This window comes from Stenotrophomonas sp. MMGLT7, assembly GCF_021168555.1.
Lineage (GTDB): Bacteria > Pseudomonadota > Gammaproteobacteria > Xanthomonadales > Xanthomonadaceae > MMGLT7.
Genome location: NZ_JAJOZS010000002.1, coordinates 334,301 through 348,595 on the forward strand (window position 1 = coordinate 334,301; position 14,295 = coordinate 348,595).

The 14,295-nt window shown below is 70.0% G+C and carries 14 protein-coding genes; 5 read left to right on the forward strand and 9 right to left on the reverse strand.

The features are described from left to right. Positions 1–287: 287 nt before the first annotated feature. Entirely contained in the window at positions 288–929 is a 642-nt protein-coding gene (locus LRX76_RS04175) for a hypothetical protein (RefSeq protein WP_231802377.1), read from the forward strand. A 254-nt stretch (positions 930–1,183) separates the two neighbouring features. On the opposite strand, the gene LRX76_RS04180 is transcribed toward LRX76_RS04175, so the two are convergent. The 9 genes from LRX76_RS04180 to LRX76_RS04220 all read right to left on the reverse strand — a co-directional run bounded on the left by LRX76_RS04180 (position 1,184) and on the right by LRX76_RS04220 (position 11,201). Next, on the reverse strand, positions 1,184–2,473 hold the full coding sequence (locus tag LRX76_RS04180; RefSeq protein ID WP_231802379.1) for a citrate synthase: 1,290 nt from the start codon (positions 2,471–2,473) through the stop codon (positions 1,184–1,186). Positions 2,474–2,702: 229 nt separating this feature from the next. Beyond that, positions 2,703–2,945 (reverse strand): type B 50S ribosomal protein L31, encoded by a 243-nt coding sequence (locus LRX76_RS04185; protein ID WP_231802381.1) that lies wholly within the window; start codon positions 2,943–2,945, stop codon positions 2,703–2,705. An 85-nt stretch (positions 2,946–3,030) separates the two neighbouring features. Beyond that, a complete protein-coding gene (locus LRX76_RS04190) occupies positions 3,031–3,966 on the reverse strand; it encodes a nucleoside hydrolase (RefSeq protein WP_231802383.1) in 936 nt (311 codons plus the stop codon). 147 nt (positions 3,967–4,113) lie between these two features. Next, the gene (gene recG / locus LRX76_RS04195; protein WP_231802385.1) at positions 4,114–6,273 is read right to left on the reverse strand and encodes an ATP-dependent DNA helicase RecG; all 2,160 of its coding nucleotides are present in this window, start codon (positions 6,271–6,273) and stop codon (positions 4,114–4,116) included. A 4-nt stretch (positions 6,274–6,277) separates the two neighbouring features. Continuing rightward, complete coding sequence (locus LRX76_RS04200) at positions 6,278–6,661, reverse strand: RidA family protein (RefSeq protein WP_231802387.1); 384 nt, start codon at positions 6,659–6,661, stop codon at positions 6,278–6,280. Between the two features lie 133 nt (positions 6,662–6,794). Beyond that, the gene (locus LRX76_RS04205; protein WP_231802389.1) at positions 6,795–8,963 is read right to left on the reverse strand and encodes a bifunctional (p)ppGpp synthetase/guanosine-3',5'-bis(diphosphate) 3'-pyrophosphohydrolase; all 2,169 of its coding nucleotides are present in this window, start codon (positions 8,961–8,963) and stop codon (positions 6,795–6,797) included. A gap of 203 nt (positions 8,964–9,166) precedes the next feature. After that, positions 9,167–9,466: a DNA-directed RNA polymerase subunit omega gene (rpoZ, locus tag LRX76_RS04210; RefSeq protein ID WP_231802391.1), complete on the reverse strand. Its 300-nt coding sequence runs from the start codon at positions 9,464–9,466 to the stop codon at positions 9,167–9,169. Positions 9,467–9,579: 113 nt separating this feature from the next. Beyond that, positions 9,580–10,212: a guanylate kinase gene (gene gmk, locus LRX76_RS04215; protein WP_231802393.1), complete on the reverse strand. Its 633-nt coding sequence runs from the start codon at positions 10,210–10,212 to the stop codon at positions 9,580–9,582. A gap of 128 nt (positions 10,213–10,340) precedes the next feature. Then, positions 10,341–11,201 (reverse strand): YicC/YloC family endoribonuclease, encoded by an 861-nt coding sequence (locus LRX76_RS04220; RefSeq protein WP_231802395.1) that lies wholly within the window; start codon positions 11,199–11,201, stop codon positions 10,341–10,343. Between the two features lie 110 nt (positions 11,202–11,311). Here LRX76_RS04220 and rph point away from each other — a divergent pair, with 110 nt between their 5' ends. The 4 genes from rph (at position 11,312) to hemW (ending at position 14,274) form a co-directional block, all read left to right on the forward strand. Further along, on the forward strand, positions 11,312–12,037 hold the full coding sequence (rph, locus tag LRX76_RS04225) for a ribonuclease PH (RefSeq protein WP_231802397.1): 726 nt from the start codon (positions 11,312–11,314) through the stop codon (positions 12,035–12,037). Further along, entirely contained in the window at positions 12,034–12,426 is a 393-nt protein-coding gene (locus LRX76_RS04230; protein WP_231802399.1) for a VOC family protein, read from the forward strand. The genes rph and LRX76_RS04230 overlap by 4 nt, the downstream gene beginning before the upstream one ends. After that, positions 12,423–13,022: an RdgB/HAM1 family non-canonical purine NTP pyrophosphatase gene (gene rdgB, locus LRX76_RS04235; RefSeq protein ID WP_231802401.1), complete on the forward strand. Its 600-nt coding sequence runs from the start codon at positions 12,423–12,425 to the stop codon at positions 13,020–13,022. Before LRX76_RS04230 ends, rdgB begins: the two co-directional genes overlap by 4 nt. A 100-nt stretch (positions 13,023–13,122) precedes the next feature. Further along, positions 13,123–14,274 (forward strand): radical SAM family heme chaperone HemW, encoded by a 1,152-nt coding sequence (hemW, locus tag LRX76_RS04240; RefSeq protein WP_231802403.1) that lies wholly within the window; start codon positions 13,123–13,125, stop codon positions 14,272–14,274. Positions 14,275–14,295: the final 21 nt, after the last annotated feature.

Sequence of the window (14,295 nt, forward strand, 5' to 3'; positions counted from 1 at the left end):
GACCCGCAGGCCGACGACAAGGCGTTCGACATCTTCTGATGGCGGCGGGCCCCGGATGCGGCCAGACCGCATCCGGGGCCCGCCGGCACATCGAGTGGCGCACCTGCCGGTCCTCATGCGGCGCCGGGCAACCAGGACCTCCTCCATCGACGCGATGAAGCGGGGCTTGCACGCGGGAAGTCACGCCGCATCGCCCCCTTCGGGCACGCATGCGCATGGCCGCGGACACGCGGGACTCACCGGCGGCTGCGGTACATTGCCGGCGGTTTGCATAGGTTGGAGCCCACATGCCCGGCGCACGGCAACATCCACGGCGCAGCCAGGAACGGCGGCGGCGCCTCGCCCACGAGATGGCGCGGCTGATGAGCGAAGCCGGCGTCGGCGACTTCCAGCAGGCCAAGCTCAGGGCGGCACGCCGGCTGGGGATCCACGACGACGCCGAGCTGCCGCGCAACCAGGACATCGAAGCGGCGCTGCGCGAGTACCAGCGGCTGTTCGCCGGCCCCGCGCATGCGGATTTCCTGCGCCGGCGGCGCGAAGCCGCTGGCCAGGCGATGGCGTTCCTCGAGGCGTTTTCCCCGCGCCTGGCCGGGCCGGTGCTCGAAGGCACCGCCGATGCCACCTCCCCGGTCAGCCTGCACCTGCACAGCGACGACGCCGAGGAAGTGGCGCGCTTCCTGCAGGCCCGGCACATCCCGGCGCAGTCGCGCAGCCGGCGCATGCGCCTGGATCGTGCACACGACGAACGGTTCCCGGCATGGACGTTCACCGCCGACGAGGTGCCGTTCGAACTGGTCGTGCTGCCGTTCGACGCCCTGCGCCAGCCACCGCTCTCCTCCATCGACGGCAAGCCGATGCAGCGGGCGTCCGCGGCGCAGCTGCAGCGCCTGATCGACGAGCACGAGGTACCGGCGCCGCTCGGCCGCTGATATCCGTGCCGGCCACAGCCCTGCGCGGCAACCGCGGCGGCCGGCTCATGATCACTCGGCGCAGGTCGGGGCCACACCCCGACGCCTCGCGAGCCGCAGTCATCGCGCGCGGCGGCCGCGTCGAGCCGACCTGCGCTCGCCGAACGACCATCGCGGAACGGCACCGGTGGGCGAGCGCAGGCCCCGCCCACCGACGCAAACGACGACGCCCCGCTTTCGCGGGGCGTCGGTCGGACCAGTCCGGCGGCCTGCGATCAGCGCTGGCCGGCGCTCTTGTAGTCGCGCACGTCGTAGCCGGTGTAGATCTGCCGCGGACGGCCGATCTTCAGTTCCGGATCCACCTGTTGCTCCAGCCAGTGCGAGACCCAGCCGGCGGTGCGGGCGATGGCGAACATCACCGTGAACATCTCCACCGGGATGTTGAGCGCCTTGTAGATGATGCCCGAGTAGAAGTCGACGTTCGGGTACAGCTTGCGCTGCACGAAGTAGTCGTCCTTCAGCGCGGCCTCTTCCAGCTTCATCGCCACTTCCAGCAGCGGGTCGTTGACGCCCAGCTCGCCGAGCACCTTGTGGGTCATCTCGCGGATGATCTTGGCGCGCGGGTCGAAGTTCTTGTAGACGCGGTGGCCGAAGCCCATCAGGCGGAACGGCGAGTTCTTGTCCTTGGCCTTGGCCAGCGCGGTCTCGACCTTGTCGGGGGTGCCGATCTCCTCGAGCATCTTCAGCACCGCCTCGTTGGCGCCGCCGTGCGCGGGACCCCACAGCGCGGTGATGCCGGCCGCCACCGAGGCGTACGGGTTGGCGCCGGTCGAGCCGACCAGGCGCACGGTCGAGGTGGAGGCGTTCTGCTCGTGGTCGGCGTGCAGGATGAACAGCAGGTCCATGGCCTTGGCCACCACCGGGTTCAGCTCCAGCGGCTCGCTCGGCACCTCGAACATCATGTGCAGGAAGCGGTCGACGTAGGGCAGGTTGTTGCGCGGGTAGCGGATCGGCTGGCCCAGCGCGTAGCGATGCGCGGCGGCGGCCAGCGTCGGCACCTTGGCGATCAGGCGGATCGCCGCCTGGCGGCGCTGCTCCGGATCGTTGAGGTCCAGGGTGTCGTGGTAGAAGGCCGACAGCGAGGCGACCGAGGCGGCCAGCATGGCCATCGGGTGCGCGTCGTAGTGGAAGCCCTTCAGGAACGACTTCAGCGACTCGTGCATCATCGTGTGATGCGTCACATCGTGGTCGAACTGCTGGAACTCGGCCTCGCTCGGCAGCTCGCCGTTCATCAGCAGGTAGGCCACCTCCAAGAAGCTGGACTTCTCGGCCAGCTGCTCGATGGGGTAGCCGCGGTACAGCAGCACGCCGTTGTCGCCATCGATGTAGGTGATGGCGGACTTGCAGCTGGCGGTGGCGGTGAAACCGGAGTCGTAGGTGAAGAGACCGGTCTCCTTGGTCAGCTTCGAGACATCGACGCAATCGTTGCCCAGGGTGGGCTTGAGTACAGGCAGAACGACGGACTTCTCGCCGGCGTTGAGGGTGACCTGATCAAGATCGGACACTAGTGTGCGCTCCTCAGTGGAAAACACCCGCCGAGGGGGATCGGCAGGTGTGTTGGCAGGCTCCAGGCTCGCGCCTTGGATCGCTCCATTATCGCATGGCAGCATTTCGGCCGTCGCTTGGACGGAAGTCGAATACCGTTCCGTACGGAAAGGGTCTAGCGCACTGGCCGGCCCCAAAAGAAACGGCCGCGCAGGGCGCGGCCGTGACCTTGCGGCGTGGCAGGTCCGTTCAGCGCGCGTAGCGCTTCTGGAACTTGTCGATACGGCCGCTGGTGTCGATGACCTTGTGCTTGCCCGTGTAGAACGGGTGCGAAGCCGAGGAGATTTCGACCTTGATCAGCGGGTACTCTTCGCCGTCCTCCCACTTGACCGTGTCCTTCGAGGACATGGTCGAACGGGTCAGGAACTTGAAATCGGAGGTCACGTCGTGGAAGACGACGTCGTGGTACTGGGGATGGATGTCGGCCTTCATGGGCACGCACCGTAAGATCTGCGGGACAAGACGAGCATTATAGGGGGCTGCGCCCAGCCGGTGCAAGGGGCGGCCATGGCCGCCTTCACGCCCCCACCGCGCCGCGCACCAGCGACTCGAACGCACCCTGCTCGTAGCGGATCAGCAGCCAGGCATTGTCGGCCAGGCCCAGCTGCCGGTTCCAGTCCACCACGGTGGCACCGCGGGTCAGCTTGCCGTCCAGCTCCACCTGCAGCGGGCGCGGCTCGACCTCGATCGCATTCTCCGGCCGCAGCGCCAGCGCCATCGCCAGCGCATCGGCGGCATACCAGTGCTCGCCGCGGCCGTCCTCCGACCACAGCCGGGTCTTGCGCGAGACCAGCTCGTAGAAGCGCGCCTTGTCCGAGTCGACGGCCAGCCACTGCTCGACCTTGCGATGCGGCAGGCCATGGGCGAGCGTGGCCTCCCAGTCGGCGAGCTCGAAGCGATCGAAGGCGGAAAGCACCACGTGCGCGGCCTCCGGGTCGAAGGCGATGTTGAACTCGGCCACCGGGGTGATGTTGCCGTGGCCGTTGATCGCCCCGCCCATCACCACGAAGCGGGCGATGCGCTGCGGCAGCGTGGGATCGAGCCGGAGCGCCAGCGCGATGTTGGTCAGCGGCCCCAGCGCCACCAGCAGCAGCTTGCCGGCATGCTCGTGCGACAGGCGCAGGATCGCCAGCGCGGCGTGCTCGGCCTCGGCCCGGCGCGACGGCGGCGGCAGGTCGACGTCGCCGAAACCGTCCACACCGTGCACATGCGCCGCGTCCACCGACGGATGCACCAGCGGGTCGGCACAGCCGGCGAACACCGGCACGTCGTCGCGGCCGGCGATCTCGCACAGCTTGAGGGCATTGCGCACGGTGTGCCGCAGGCCGACGTTGCCGGCGGCCACGGTCAGCCCGACGACGTCGTGGTGCTCGTCGTTGAAGGCCATCAGCAGGGCCAGCGCGTCGTCCACGCCCGGATCGGTATCGATCAGCAGAGGGATCTTCTTGCTCATTGTGTTCGTTCTTCTGGATCGGCTGCCGAGTCTGGCACCGTCGCGAGGGGCTGGGAAGGGAGCCGGGATTGGGGATTCGGGATTAGTGAAAAGCGAGGCCTCCCCTGCCCCTGCTCTTACGAATCCCGAATCCCGAATCCCGCCGCGCTAAGCGGCGGCATACCGCGCCGCGCCGCCGATCCAGCGGTCCACCAGCCGCTCGGCCAGTGCCGGCGAGTGCTCCAGCAGTTCCTCGGCCAGGGCATGCACCTGCGGCAGCAGGTCGATGTCACGCGCCAGATCGGCCACACGGAAGGCCGCCAGGCCGGTCTGGCGGGTGCCCAGCAGTTCGCCCGGGCCGCGCAGCTGCAGGTCCTTCTCGGCGATGACGAAGCCGTCGCTGGTCTCGCGCATGGTCTGCAGGCGCTGCCGCGCCAGCGCCGACAGCGGCGGCTGGTACATCAGCACGCAGGCCGAGGCGGCCGCGCCGCGGCCCACGCGCCCGCGCAGCTGGTGCAGTTGCGCCAGGCCCAGGCGCTCGGCGTTCTCGATGATCATCAGCGAGGCGTTGGGCACGTCCACGCCGACCTCGATCACCGTGGTGGCCACCAGCAGGCCGACCTCGCCACGCTTGAACGCGGCCATCGCCTGCTGCTTCTCCGCCGCCTTCATGCGGCCGTGGACCAGGCCCACGCGCAGTTCCGGCAGCTGCGCCGACAGGGCTTCGAACGTCGCCTGCGCGGCGGTGGCTTCCACGCGGTTGCCGGCGCCGGCGCCCGGCCCGCCATGGCCGGACTTTTCGCTTTCCTCGCTGTCCTCGATCAGCGTGCAGACCCAGTACGCCTGCCGCCCCTCGGCGCAGGCGGCGCGGATGCGCTCGACCAGCTCGGCGCGGCGCTCGCTGCTGATGACGATGGTCTGCACCGGCGTGCGCCCGGGCGGAAGCTCGTCGATCGCCGACACGTCCAGGTCGGCATAGGCGGCCATCGCCAGCGTGCGCGGGATCGGCGTGGCGGTCATCACCAGCTGGTGCGGCATGCCGTCGCCGGCCTGGCCCTTGTCGCGCAGCGCCAGCCGCTGGTGCACGCCGAAGCGGTGCTGCTCGTCGACGATGGCCAGCGCCAGCCGCCGGAAGCTCACCGACTCCTGCATCAGCGCATGGGTGCCGACCACCACCTGCGCCTCGCCCGAGGCGACCTGCGCCAGCACCTGCGCGCGCGCCTTGCCGGTGACCTTGCCGGCCAGCCAGGCCACGCGAACGCCCAGCGGCTCCAGCCAGCCGCGCAGGTTGTTCAGGTGCTGCTCGGCCAGCAGTTCGGTCGGCGCGGCCAGCGCCACCTGCGCGCCCTGCTCCACCGCCAGCATCGCCGCCAGCGCGGCGACCACGGTCTTGCCGCTGCCGACGTCGCCCTGCACCAGCCGCAGCATCGGCTGCGGCCGCGCCAGGTCGGCGCGGATCTGCTCGAACACGCGCTGCTGCGCGCCGGTGAGCCGGAACGGCAGCTGCTTGAGCAGCCGCCGCACCAGCGCGTCCTTGCCGCCGAGCGCCATCGCCCGGTGCCGCTGCAGGGCGATGCGCTGGCGCCGCAGGCTCAGGTGATGGGCCAGCAGTTCCTCCAGCACCAGCCGCTGCAGCGCCGGGTGGCGGCCGTCGCTCATCGCCGCCACGTCGGTAGCCACCGGGGGCCGGTGCGCGGTCAGCAACGCAGTGCGCAGCGACGGCAGCCCGCGCTGCGCCAGCCACGATGCCGGCAGCAGCTCCAGCACCGACTCTTGCGGCAGCCGGTCCAGCGCCAGCCCGATCAGCTTGCGCAGCGTGGCCGGGCCGACGCCCTCCACCGCCGGATAGACCGGGTCCAGGCTCTGGCCCAGGTCGCCGCCGTCGTCGTCATCGAGAACGCGGTAGCTGGGGTGGACGATCTCCAGGCCGTGCTGGCCCGGCTTGGGCGTGCCGTAGCAGCGCACCCGCGCGCCGACCGCGAACTGCGCCACCTGTGCGGCACGGAAATGGAAGAAGCGCAGCACCACGGTGGCGTGCGAATCGTCGGCCAGCGCCACCCGCAGCAGCGGCCGGTAGCGGAAGCCGCGCTCGACCGCCTCCACGCGGCCCTCGACCTGCGCCGGCACGCCGGGCTGCAGCGACGCGACCGGCACCACCCGGGTGCGGTCCTCGTAGCGCAACGGCAGGTGCAGCCACAGGTCCTGCAGCGTCACCAGCCCGCGCTCGGCGAGCTTGCCGGCGAGCTTGGCGCCAACGCCCGGCAGCGTCGCCAGCGAGGCCTCGCCGGCGGCGGTCAGGGTCGGCGCCGGGGTCCGCGGACGCGGCACGGGCTCAGTCGAGCACCATCACCGCATCGACCTCGAACCCCGCGCCCTTGGGCAGCGCCGACACCTCGATGGTCGAACGCGCCGGGAACGGCGCGGCGAAGTAGTCCTGCATCACCGCATTGACCTCGGCGAACTCGCCCAGGTCGGTCAGGTACAGGCCGACGCGCACGATCCTGTCCAGCGAACCGCCGGCCGCCTCGGCCACCGCCCTGAGGTTGTCGAACGCCTGCCGCGCCTGCGCCTCGATGCCGCCGCCGACGATCTCGCCGCTGGCCGGATCCAGCGGGATCTGCCCGGAGAAGTACACGGTGTTGCCGGCCTTGACCGCCTGCGAGTACGGGCCGATGGCCGCCGGGGCGCGGTCGGTGTGGATGATCTGGTGCGACATGGTGGCTCCGCTGTGAGAACGTGGGCTGCACATTTTAGGTGAGAAGCCGGGATTCGGGATTGGGGATTCGCAAGAGCAGGAGCGAACCTGCGTTTCACGAATCCCCAATCCCGAATCCTCAATCCCCGCCCAATCAGACCCTGCGCACGCTCTGCACAACGTGCAGCCGGCGCAGCCGGCGCATCACCTCGGCCAGGTGGTTGCGGTCGCGCACCTGGATGTTGAAGCGCAGCACCGCGGCGTTGAAGTCGCGGTCCAGGTAGTCCACCCGCTCGATGTTGGACTTGCTCTGCGCGATCGCGGCGGCCAGCTGCGCCAGTACGCCGGTGCGGTTCTCCACCTCCACCACCAGCGCGCTGTCGTAGTCGCCGGTGACGTTGTTGTCCCAGCCGATCGGCACCCAGCGCTCGGGCGACTTGCGCAGCTCGGCCAGGTTGGGACAGTCCAGCCGGTGCACCACGATGCCCTTGCCGGCGGTGTGGTAGCCCATGATCTCGTCGCCGGGGATCGGCTGGCAGCAGTTGGCGAAGCTGATCACCCCGCGCTCGCTGCCGTCGATCAGGATCTTCTCGTGCGAGTGCTTGGAATGGCCGCCGGCGCGCAGCTCGGCGTAGGCCATCAGCGCCTGCGCGGCCTGGCTGGGCATCCAGTTGCCCAGCGCCACGTCGGCCAGCAGCGCCTCCAGCCGCGGGTAGCGGTGCTCGGCCAGGAAGGCGTCCAGCCGCCCCTTGGGCAGGCGTTCGAGCGAGCTGTCCATCGCCTCCAGCGCGCGGTCGAGCATGCGGTGGCCCAGCTGCACCGCGTCCTCGTGCTCGAGCTGCTTGAGCTGGTGGCGGATGGCGGTGCGCGCCTTGGAGCTGACCACGAACTCCAGCCACTGCGGCTTGGGCGTGGCCGAGCGCGCGGTGACGATCTCCACGGTCTGGCCGCTGGCCAGCTTGGTGCGCAGCGGCACCAGCTTCTTGTCCACGCGCGAGGCCACCGCGCGGTTGCCGATGTCGGTGTGCACGGCATAGGCGAAGTCCAGCGCGGTGGAGTTGCGCGGCAGGGCGAGGATCTTGCCCTTGGGCGTGAACAGGTAGACCTCGTCCGGGAACAGGTCGACCTTGACGTTGTCGAGGAACTCCAGCGACGAGCCGGCCGCCCGCTGCGACTCGATCAGCTCGACGATCCAGGCGTGGGCGCGGCTCTGCGCGCTGTTGGGCGTGTCGCCGCCGAACTTGTAGGTCCAGTGCGCGGCCACGCCGCGCTCGGCGATCAGGTCCATCTCCTCGGTGCGGATCTGCACCTCGATCGGCGAGCCGTAGGGGCCGAACAGCACCGTGTGCAGCGACTGGTAGCCGTTGGCCTTGGGGATGGCGATGAAGTCGCGGAAGCGCCCGTCCAGCGGCTTGAAGGCGGCGTGCACCGCGCCCAGGGCGTGGTAGCAGTCCGGCACCGAGCGCACCACCAGGCGGAAGCCGAACACGTCCATCACCTGGTCGAAGGTCTTGTTGTCCTCGCGCATCTTGTTGTAGATGCTCCAGGGCGTCTTGATGCGGCTGACCAGGCGGTGCTCCAGCCCCTCCTTGGCCAGGCGCTGGGACAGCATCACCTCGACCTGCGCCATCGCCTCGCGGCGGACCACCGGCTGGCTGCGGATGTGCTTTTCGATGATGGCGTGGCGCCACGGGTACAGCGCACGGAAGCCGAGGTTCTGCAGCTCGGACTTCATCAGGCTCATGCCCAGGCGCTGGGCGATCGGCGCGTAGATCTCCAGCGTCTCGCGGGCGATGCGTTTTCGCGCCTCGTCGCTCTGCGCGCCGAGCGTGCGCATGTTGTGCAGGCGGTCGGCCAGCTTGATCATGATCACGCGCAGGTCGCGCGACATCGCCAGCAGCATCTTGCGGAAGCTCTCGGCCGCCGCTTCCTGGCGGTCGCGGAACTTGAGCTTGTCCAGCTTGGTGACGCCGTCCACCAGTTCGGCCACCGCCTCGCCGAACTCGGCCGCCAGTTCCTCGCGGGTGAGCGGGGTGTCCTCGATGGTGTCGTGCAGGATCGCCGCGATCAGCGCCTCCACGTCCAGCCCCTGCTCGGCGAGGATGCCGGCCACCGCCATCGGGTGGGTGATGTAGGGCTCGCCCGACTTGCGGGTCTGCCCGGCGTGGGCGGCGGCGCCGACCTCCCAGGCGCGCCGCAGCAGCGGCCGCTGTTCGGCAGGCAGGTAACTGGCCGCACGCTCGAGTTCGAGCACGTAGTCGGGCACGGCTTCGCCGGGCGGCGAAACGGCAGCGACTACCTGGGCGGACGGGCCTGGGTTCATTGCAGAAGACTATGCCAGCGGGAATGAGACGGCAATTGCCGGTGGATTCGAATCCGCGGACGTCGAAGGCCGCGCTGCTGCGGAGGGAGCCGCATTCCAAACCGGGCCAGGGAAGGCCGCGCTCCTGCGGAGGGAGCCGCATAACGAAACAGCCCGCGCTCGGCGGGCTGTCCAGGGGACATGCGATGCGGCGACCGGATCGTTCAGTCGTCGTTCTTGGACATGTCCTCGTCGGCCACCACCTCGGCGGCGGCCCATTCCAGCGCCTCGCGCTCGGCGCGCTCGCGCTCGGCCTTCTCGACCTCGTCGATCAGCGCGTCGTCGATCTTGCGCGCGGCGATCTCGCGCAGCGCCAGCACGGTGGGCTTGTCGTCGGTCTCGCTGTTGTCCAGCGTGGCCTGCACGCCGTTGGCCAGCTGGCGCGCGCGCTTGGCCGCCATCACGACCAGATCGAAACGGTTGTTAACGACTTCCAGGCAATCTTCTACGGTAATGCGGGCCATGCGGGCTCCCGGCGGCCAAGCTGCGGCCGCTCGATCGGATGAGGGAAAGGGGTCGGATTGTAATGGCAAGGCCGCTGCCGGATCAAGCCGGCGCGGCGGGGTTTCCTTTCCAATCAGCCAGTTGGCCCATCCTGCGGCCCCAGCAGCGCGTGGATCAGGGCGCCGTGGCGCAGCTGCTGCATCGGCCGCCGCAGGCGGCTGGCGGTGAAGATGGCGCACATCTCGCCGACGGCGGTGTCGAAATCCTCGTTGACGATGACGTAGTCGAACTCGTCGTAATGGGACATTTCCTCGTGTGCGGCGGCCAGGCGGCGCTGGATCACCGCCTCGCTGTCCTGCCCGCGCTTGCGCATGCGCTCCTCCAGCGCCCGGCGCGACGGCGGCAGGATGAAGATGCCGACCGCGTCGGGCACCTGCGCGCGCACCTGGCGCGCGCCCTGCCAGTCGATCTCCAGCAGCACGTCGCGCCCGGCCGCCAGCTGCGGTTCCACCGACTGGCGGGCGGTGCCCTTCCAGTCCTCGTGGACCTTGGCGTACTCGAAGAAATCGCCCGCGCCGATCATCCGCTCGAACTCGGCGGAGGTGACGAAGTGGTAGTGCCGCCCCTGCTCCTCGCCCGGGCGCGGCCCGCGCGAGGTGAAGGAAATGGACAGGCAGATGTCGGCATCGCGCGCCAGGGCGGCGTTGACGATGCTGCTTTTGCCGGCGCCGGAAGGGGCCGCGACGATGTAGAGGGTACCGCGCATGTTAGAGCCGGGATTGGGGATTGGGGATTGGGGGTTCGACGACGACGACACCAGGACGGGCATCGAGATCGGAGCCGCCGGAATCCTAACGCTTTTGCGAATCCCGAATCTCCGATCCCGAATCCCGGCTATTCCAAGTTCTGCACCTGTTCGCGGATCTGGTCGATCAGCACCTTCAGCTCCACCGAGGCGTTGGAGGTACGGCTGTCCACCGACTTGGAGCCCAGGGTGTTGGCCTCGCGGTTGAACTCCTGCAGCAGGAAGTCCAGGCGCCGGCCGACCGGCTCGCGCTGGCGCAGCACGCGGCGGATCTCGACGACGTGGCTGTCCAGCCGGTCCAGTTCCTCGTCCACGTCCAGCTTCTGCAGCCAAAGCACCAGTTCCTGCTCGGCGCGGCCCGGATCGACCGGGTGCGGCAGGTCGGCCAGGCGCGCGGCGAGCTTGGCGCGCTGGCCCTCGCGGATGACCGGGATCAGCTCGCGCACGGCCGCGGCGATGCCGGCGATGGCATCCACGCGCTCGGAGATGGCGGCGGCGAGCTTGCCGCCCTCGCGCTCGCGCGCGGCGACGAACTGGTCGAGCACCTCGTCCAGCAGCGCCAGCGCCTCGGCCTGCAGCGCGGCGGCATCGGCCTGCGCGCCCTGCAGCACGCCCGGCAGCTGCAGCAGGTCGGCGAACTGCACGCGCAGGTGCGGGAACTTCGCATCCAGCCGCAGCGCCAGCTCGCCCAGCTGCGCCAGCAGCGGCTCGTTCACCGCCAGCGAGGTCGCCGCCTCGGGCGCGCGCAGGCGCAGCACCAGGTCGAGCTTGCCGCGGCTGACGCGCGCGGCGACGCGCTCGCGCAGCTGCGGCTCCAGCGCGCGCAGTTCCTCGGGCAGGCGCACGCCCACTTCCAGGAAACGGTGGTTGACCGAGCGCAGCTCGCAAGCGAGCGTGCCCCAGGACGTGCTGCGTTCACCGCCGGCGAAGGCGGTCATGCTACGGATCATGCGATTTCCACGGCAGGCGAAACCGGCAATGGTACCCTAGGCGTCCCGGAAGCCGGCCTTCGACCTGCCGCCCGGGCCGCTCACATCACTCCCGAATTCCCGGATCCCGAATGCCCTTCTCACGTCCCAGCGGCCGCACGGCCGAGCAGTTGCGTCCCGTCACCATCGAACGCGCCTTCACCCGCCACGCCGAGGGCTCGGTGCTGGTGAGCTTCGGCGACACCCGGGTGCTGTGCACCGCCAGCGTCGACAACAAGGTGCCGGCGTTCATGCGCGGCAAGGGCGAAGGCTGGGTGACCGCCGAGTACGGCATGCTGCCGCGCTCCACCCACACCCGCAGCGACCGCGAGGCCGCTCGCGGCAAGCAGGGCGGGCGCACGCTGGAGATCCAGCGCCTGATCGGCCGCGCGCTGCGCGCCTGCGTGGACCGCAAGGCGCTGGGCGAGCGCACCATCACCCTGGACTGCGACGTGCTGCAGGCCGACGGCGGCACCCGCACCGCGGCGATCACCGGCGCCTACGTGGCGCTGGTGGATGCGGTCAACTTGCTGCGCAGGCGCGGCGACATCAAGAAGCACCCGCTGGTGGGCGCTGTGGCCGCGGTCTCGGTCGGCGTCTATCGCGGCGTGCCGGTGCTGGACCTGGACTACGCCGAGGACAGCGACTGCGACACCGACATGAACGTGGTCATGAACGACGGCGGCGGCTTCATCGAGCTGCAGGGTACCGCCGAAGGCCATGCCTTCCGCCGCGACGAACTCGACGCGCTGCTGGCGCTGGCCGAGCATGGCATCGGCGAACTGCTGGCCGCCCAACAGGCCGCGCTGACGGCATGAAGCGCCGCATCGCGCTGACCACGCTGCTGGTGGCCGACTACGAGGCCGCCATCGCCTGGTACACCCGCGCGCTCGGCTTCCACCTGCTGGAAGACCGGGACCTGGGCGGCGGCAAGCGCTGGGTGGTGATCGGCCCGGGCGATGCGCAGGACGCGGCGCTGCTGCTGGCCCAGCCCGGCGACGATCGCCAGCGCGCACGCATCGGCGACCAGACCGGCGGGCGCGTGGATCATTTCCTGTACACCGACGACTTCCGCCGCGACCACGCCGCGATGCTGGCACAGGGCGTCGAATTCCTCGAAACCCCGCGCCAGGAGGCCTACGGCACGGTGGCGGTGTTCCGCGACCTGTACGGCACCCGCTGGGACCTGCTGGAACCGAAACGATGAAGAAACTGGTACTGGCCAGCGGCAACGCCGGCAAGCTGGAGGAACTGCGGGCCATGCTCGCCGCGCTGCCGCTGCAGATCGTGGCGCAGGGCGAGCTGGGCGTGGAGGACGTGCCGGAAACCGGCCTGACCTTCGTCGAGAACGCGCTGATCAAGGCCCGCCACGCCACCGCGGCGACCGGCCTGCCGGCGCTGGCCGACGACTCCGGGCTGATCGTCGATGCACTCGATGGCGCCCCCGGACTGTACAGCGCCCGCTACGCCGGCAGCCCGACCGATGCCGCCGCCAACAACGCCAAGCTGCTGCAGGCGATGCGCGACATTCCCGCCGAACGCCGCCAGGCGCGCTTCTACGCGGTGATCGTGCTGCTGCGCCATCCCGCCGATCCACAGCCGCTGATCGCCGAGGGCAGCTGGGAAGGCGAGATCACCTTCGCCCCGCGTGGAAACGGCGGCTTCGGCTACAACCCGGTGTTCCTGGATCCGGCCCACGGCCTGACCGCCGCGGAGATGAGCGCCGAGCTGAAGAACCGACTCAGCCATCGCGGCAAGGCGCTGGCGGCATTGCGGCAGCGGCTGGCAGGGCAGGGCCTGTAGGAGCCGGGATTCGGGATTGGAGATTCGGGATTCGCAAAAGCGGGTCAGTGCGGTTTGTTACAAATCCCCAATCCCGAATCCCCAATCCCCGACCACCCCCATGCTGATCCCGCCGCCCCTGTCGCTATACGTCCACCTGCCCTGGTGCGTGCGCAAGTGCCCGTACTGCGATTTCAACTCGCATGCGGCCAAGGGCGCGCTGCCGTTCGACGACTACGTCGATGCGCTGATCCGCGACCTCGACTTCGACCTGCCGCTGGTCTGGGGCCGGGTGGTGCATTCGGTGTTCTTCGGCGGCGGCACGCCGAGCCTGTTCCCGCCCGAGGCGATCGACCGCTTCCTGCAGGCGGCCAGCGCACGGCTGCGCTTCGCGCCGAACCTCGAGATCACCCTGGAGGCCAACCCCGGCACCGCCGAGCACGGCCGCTTCGACCGCTACCGCGCCGCCGGGGTCAACCGCATCAGCTTCGGCATCCAGAGCTTCGACGATGACGCGCTCGGGCGCCTGGGCCGCATCCACGACAGCGCCGAGGCCGAGCGCGCGGTCAGGCTGGCGCAGGATGCCGGCTACGACAACTTCAACATCGACCTGATGTATGCGCTGCCGCAGCAGACCCTGGCGCAGGCCGAGGCCGACCTGGAGCGCGCCTTCGCGCTGCAGCCCACCCACCTGAGCCATTACCAGCTGACGCTGGAGCCCAACACCGTGTTCTTCGCCCGGCCGCCGCGCGGGATCCCCGACGAGGACGCGGCCTGGGACATGCAGGAGCATTGCCAGGCGCTGCTGGCCGCGGCCGGCTACGCGCAGTACGAGGTCAGCGCCTACGCCCGGCCGGGGCGGCAGTGCGCGCACAACCTCAACTACTGGAACTTCGGCGACTACCTGGGCATCGGCGCCGGCGCCCACGGCAAGATCAGCTCCGGCGCCGGGCAATCGATCCTGCGCCGCTGGAAGCTCAAGCACCCGCAGCACTACCTCGCCCACGCCGGCAGCGCGCAGGCCATCGGCGGCGACGAGGTCCTGCCGGTGCAGCGGCTGCCGTTCGAGTTCATGCTCAACGCCCTGCGCCTCAACGATGGCTTCTCGCTGCGCGACTTCCAGGCGCGCACCGGGCTCGGCCGCGGCGACATCGCCCCTGCGCTGGAACGCGCCATCGCCAATGGATGGCTGCAGGTGGCCGGCGACCGAGTGCAGCCGACCGAGCTGGGCCGGCGCTTCACCAACGACGTGATCGAGCTGTTCCTGGCCTGAACGCGCCGCCTGCTGCCCGAG

Bases quoted from the DNA above. Each gene is read 5' to 3' on its own strand.
- LRX76_RS04175 (WP_231802377.1), top strand. From the start codon at position 288: ATGCCCGGCGCACGGCAACATCCACGGCGCAGCCAGGAACGGCGGCGG.
- LRX76_RS04185 (WP_231802381.1), bottom strand. From the start codon at position 2,945: ATGAAGGCCGACATCCATCCCCAGTACCACGACGTCGTCTTCCACGAC.
- LRX76_RS04190 (WP_231802383.1), bottom strand. From the start codon at position 3,966: ATGAGCAAGAAGATCCCTCTGCTGATCGATACCGATCCGGGCGTGGAC.
- LRX76_RS04200 (WP_231802387.1), bottom strand. From the start codon at position 6,661: ATGTCGCACCAGATCATCCACACCGACCGCGCCCCGGCGGCCATCGGC.
- LRX76_RS04205 (WP_231802389.1), bottom strand. From the start codon at position 8,963: ATGAACCCAGGCCCGTCCGCCCAGGTAGTCGCTGCCGTTTCGCCGCCC.
- rpoZ (WP_231802391.1), bottom strand. From the start codon at position 9,466: ATGGCCCGCATTACCGTAGAAGATTGCCTGGAAGTCGTTAACAACCGT.
- gmk (WP_231802393.1), bottom strand. From the start codon at position 10,212: ATGCGCGGTACCCTCTACATCGTCGCGGCCCCTTCCGGCGCCGGCAAA.
- LRX76_RS04220 (WP_231802395.1), bottom strand. From the start codon at position 11,201: ATGATCCGTAGCATGACCGCCTTCGCCGGCGGTGAACGCAGCACGTCC.
- rph (WP_231802397.1), top strand. From the start codon at position 11,312: ATGCCCTTCTCACGTCCCAGCGGCCGCACGGCCGAGCAGTTGCGTCCC.
- LRX76_RS04230 (WP_231802399.1), top strand. From the start codon at position 12,034: ATGAAGCGCCGCATCGCGCTGACCACGCTGCTGGTGGCCGACTACGAG.
- rdgB (WP_231802401.1), top strand. From the start codon at position 12,423: ATGAAGAAACTGGTACTGGCCAGCGGCAACGCCGGCAAGCTGGAGGAA.
- hemW (WP_231802403.1), top strand. From the start codon at position 13,123: ATGCTGATCCCGCCGCCCCTGTCGCTATACGTCCACCTGCCCTGGTGC.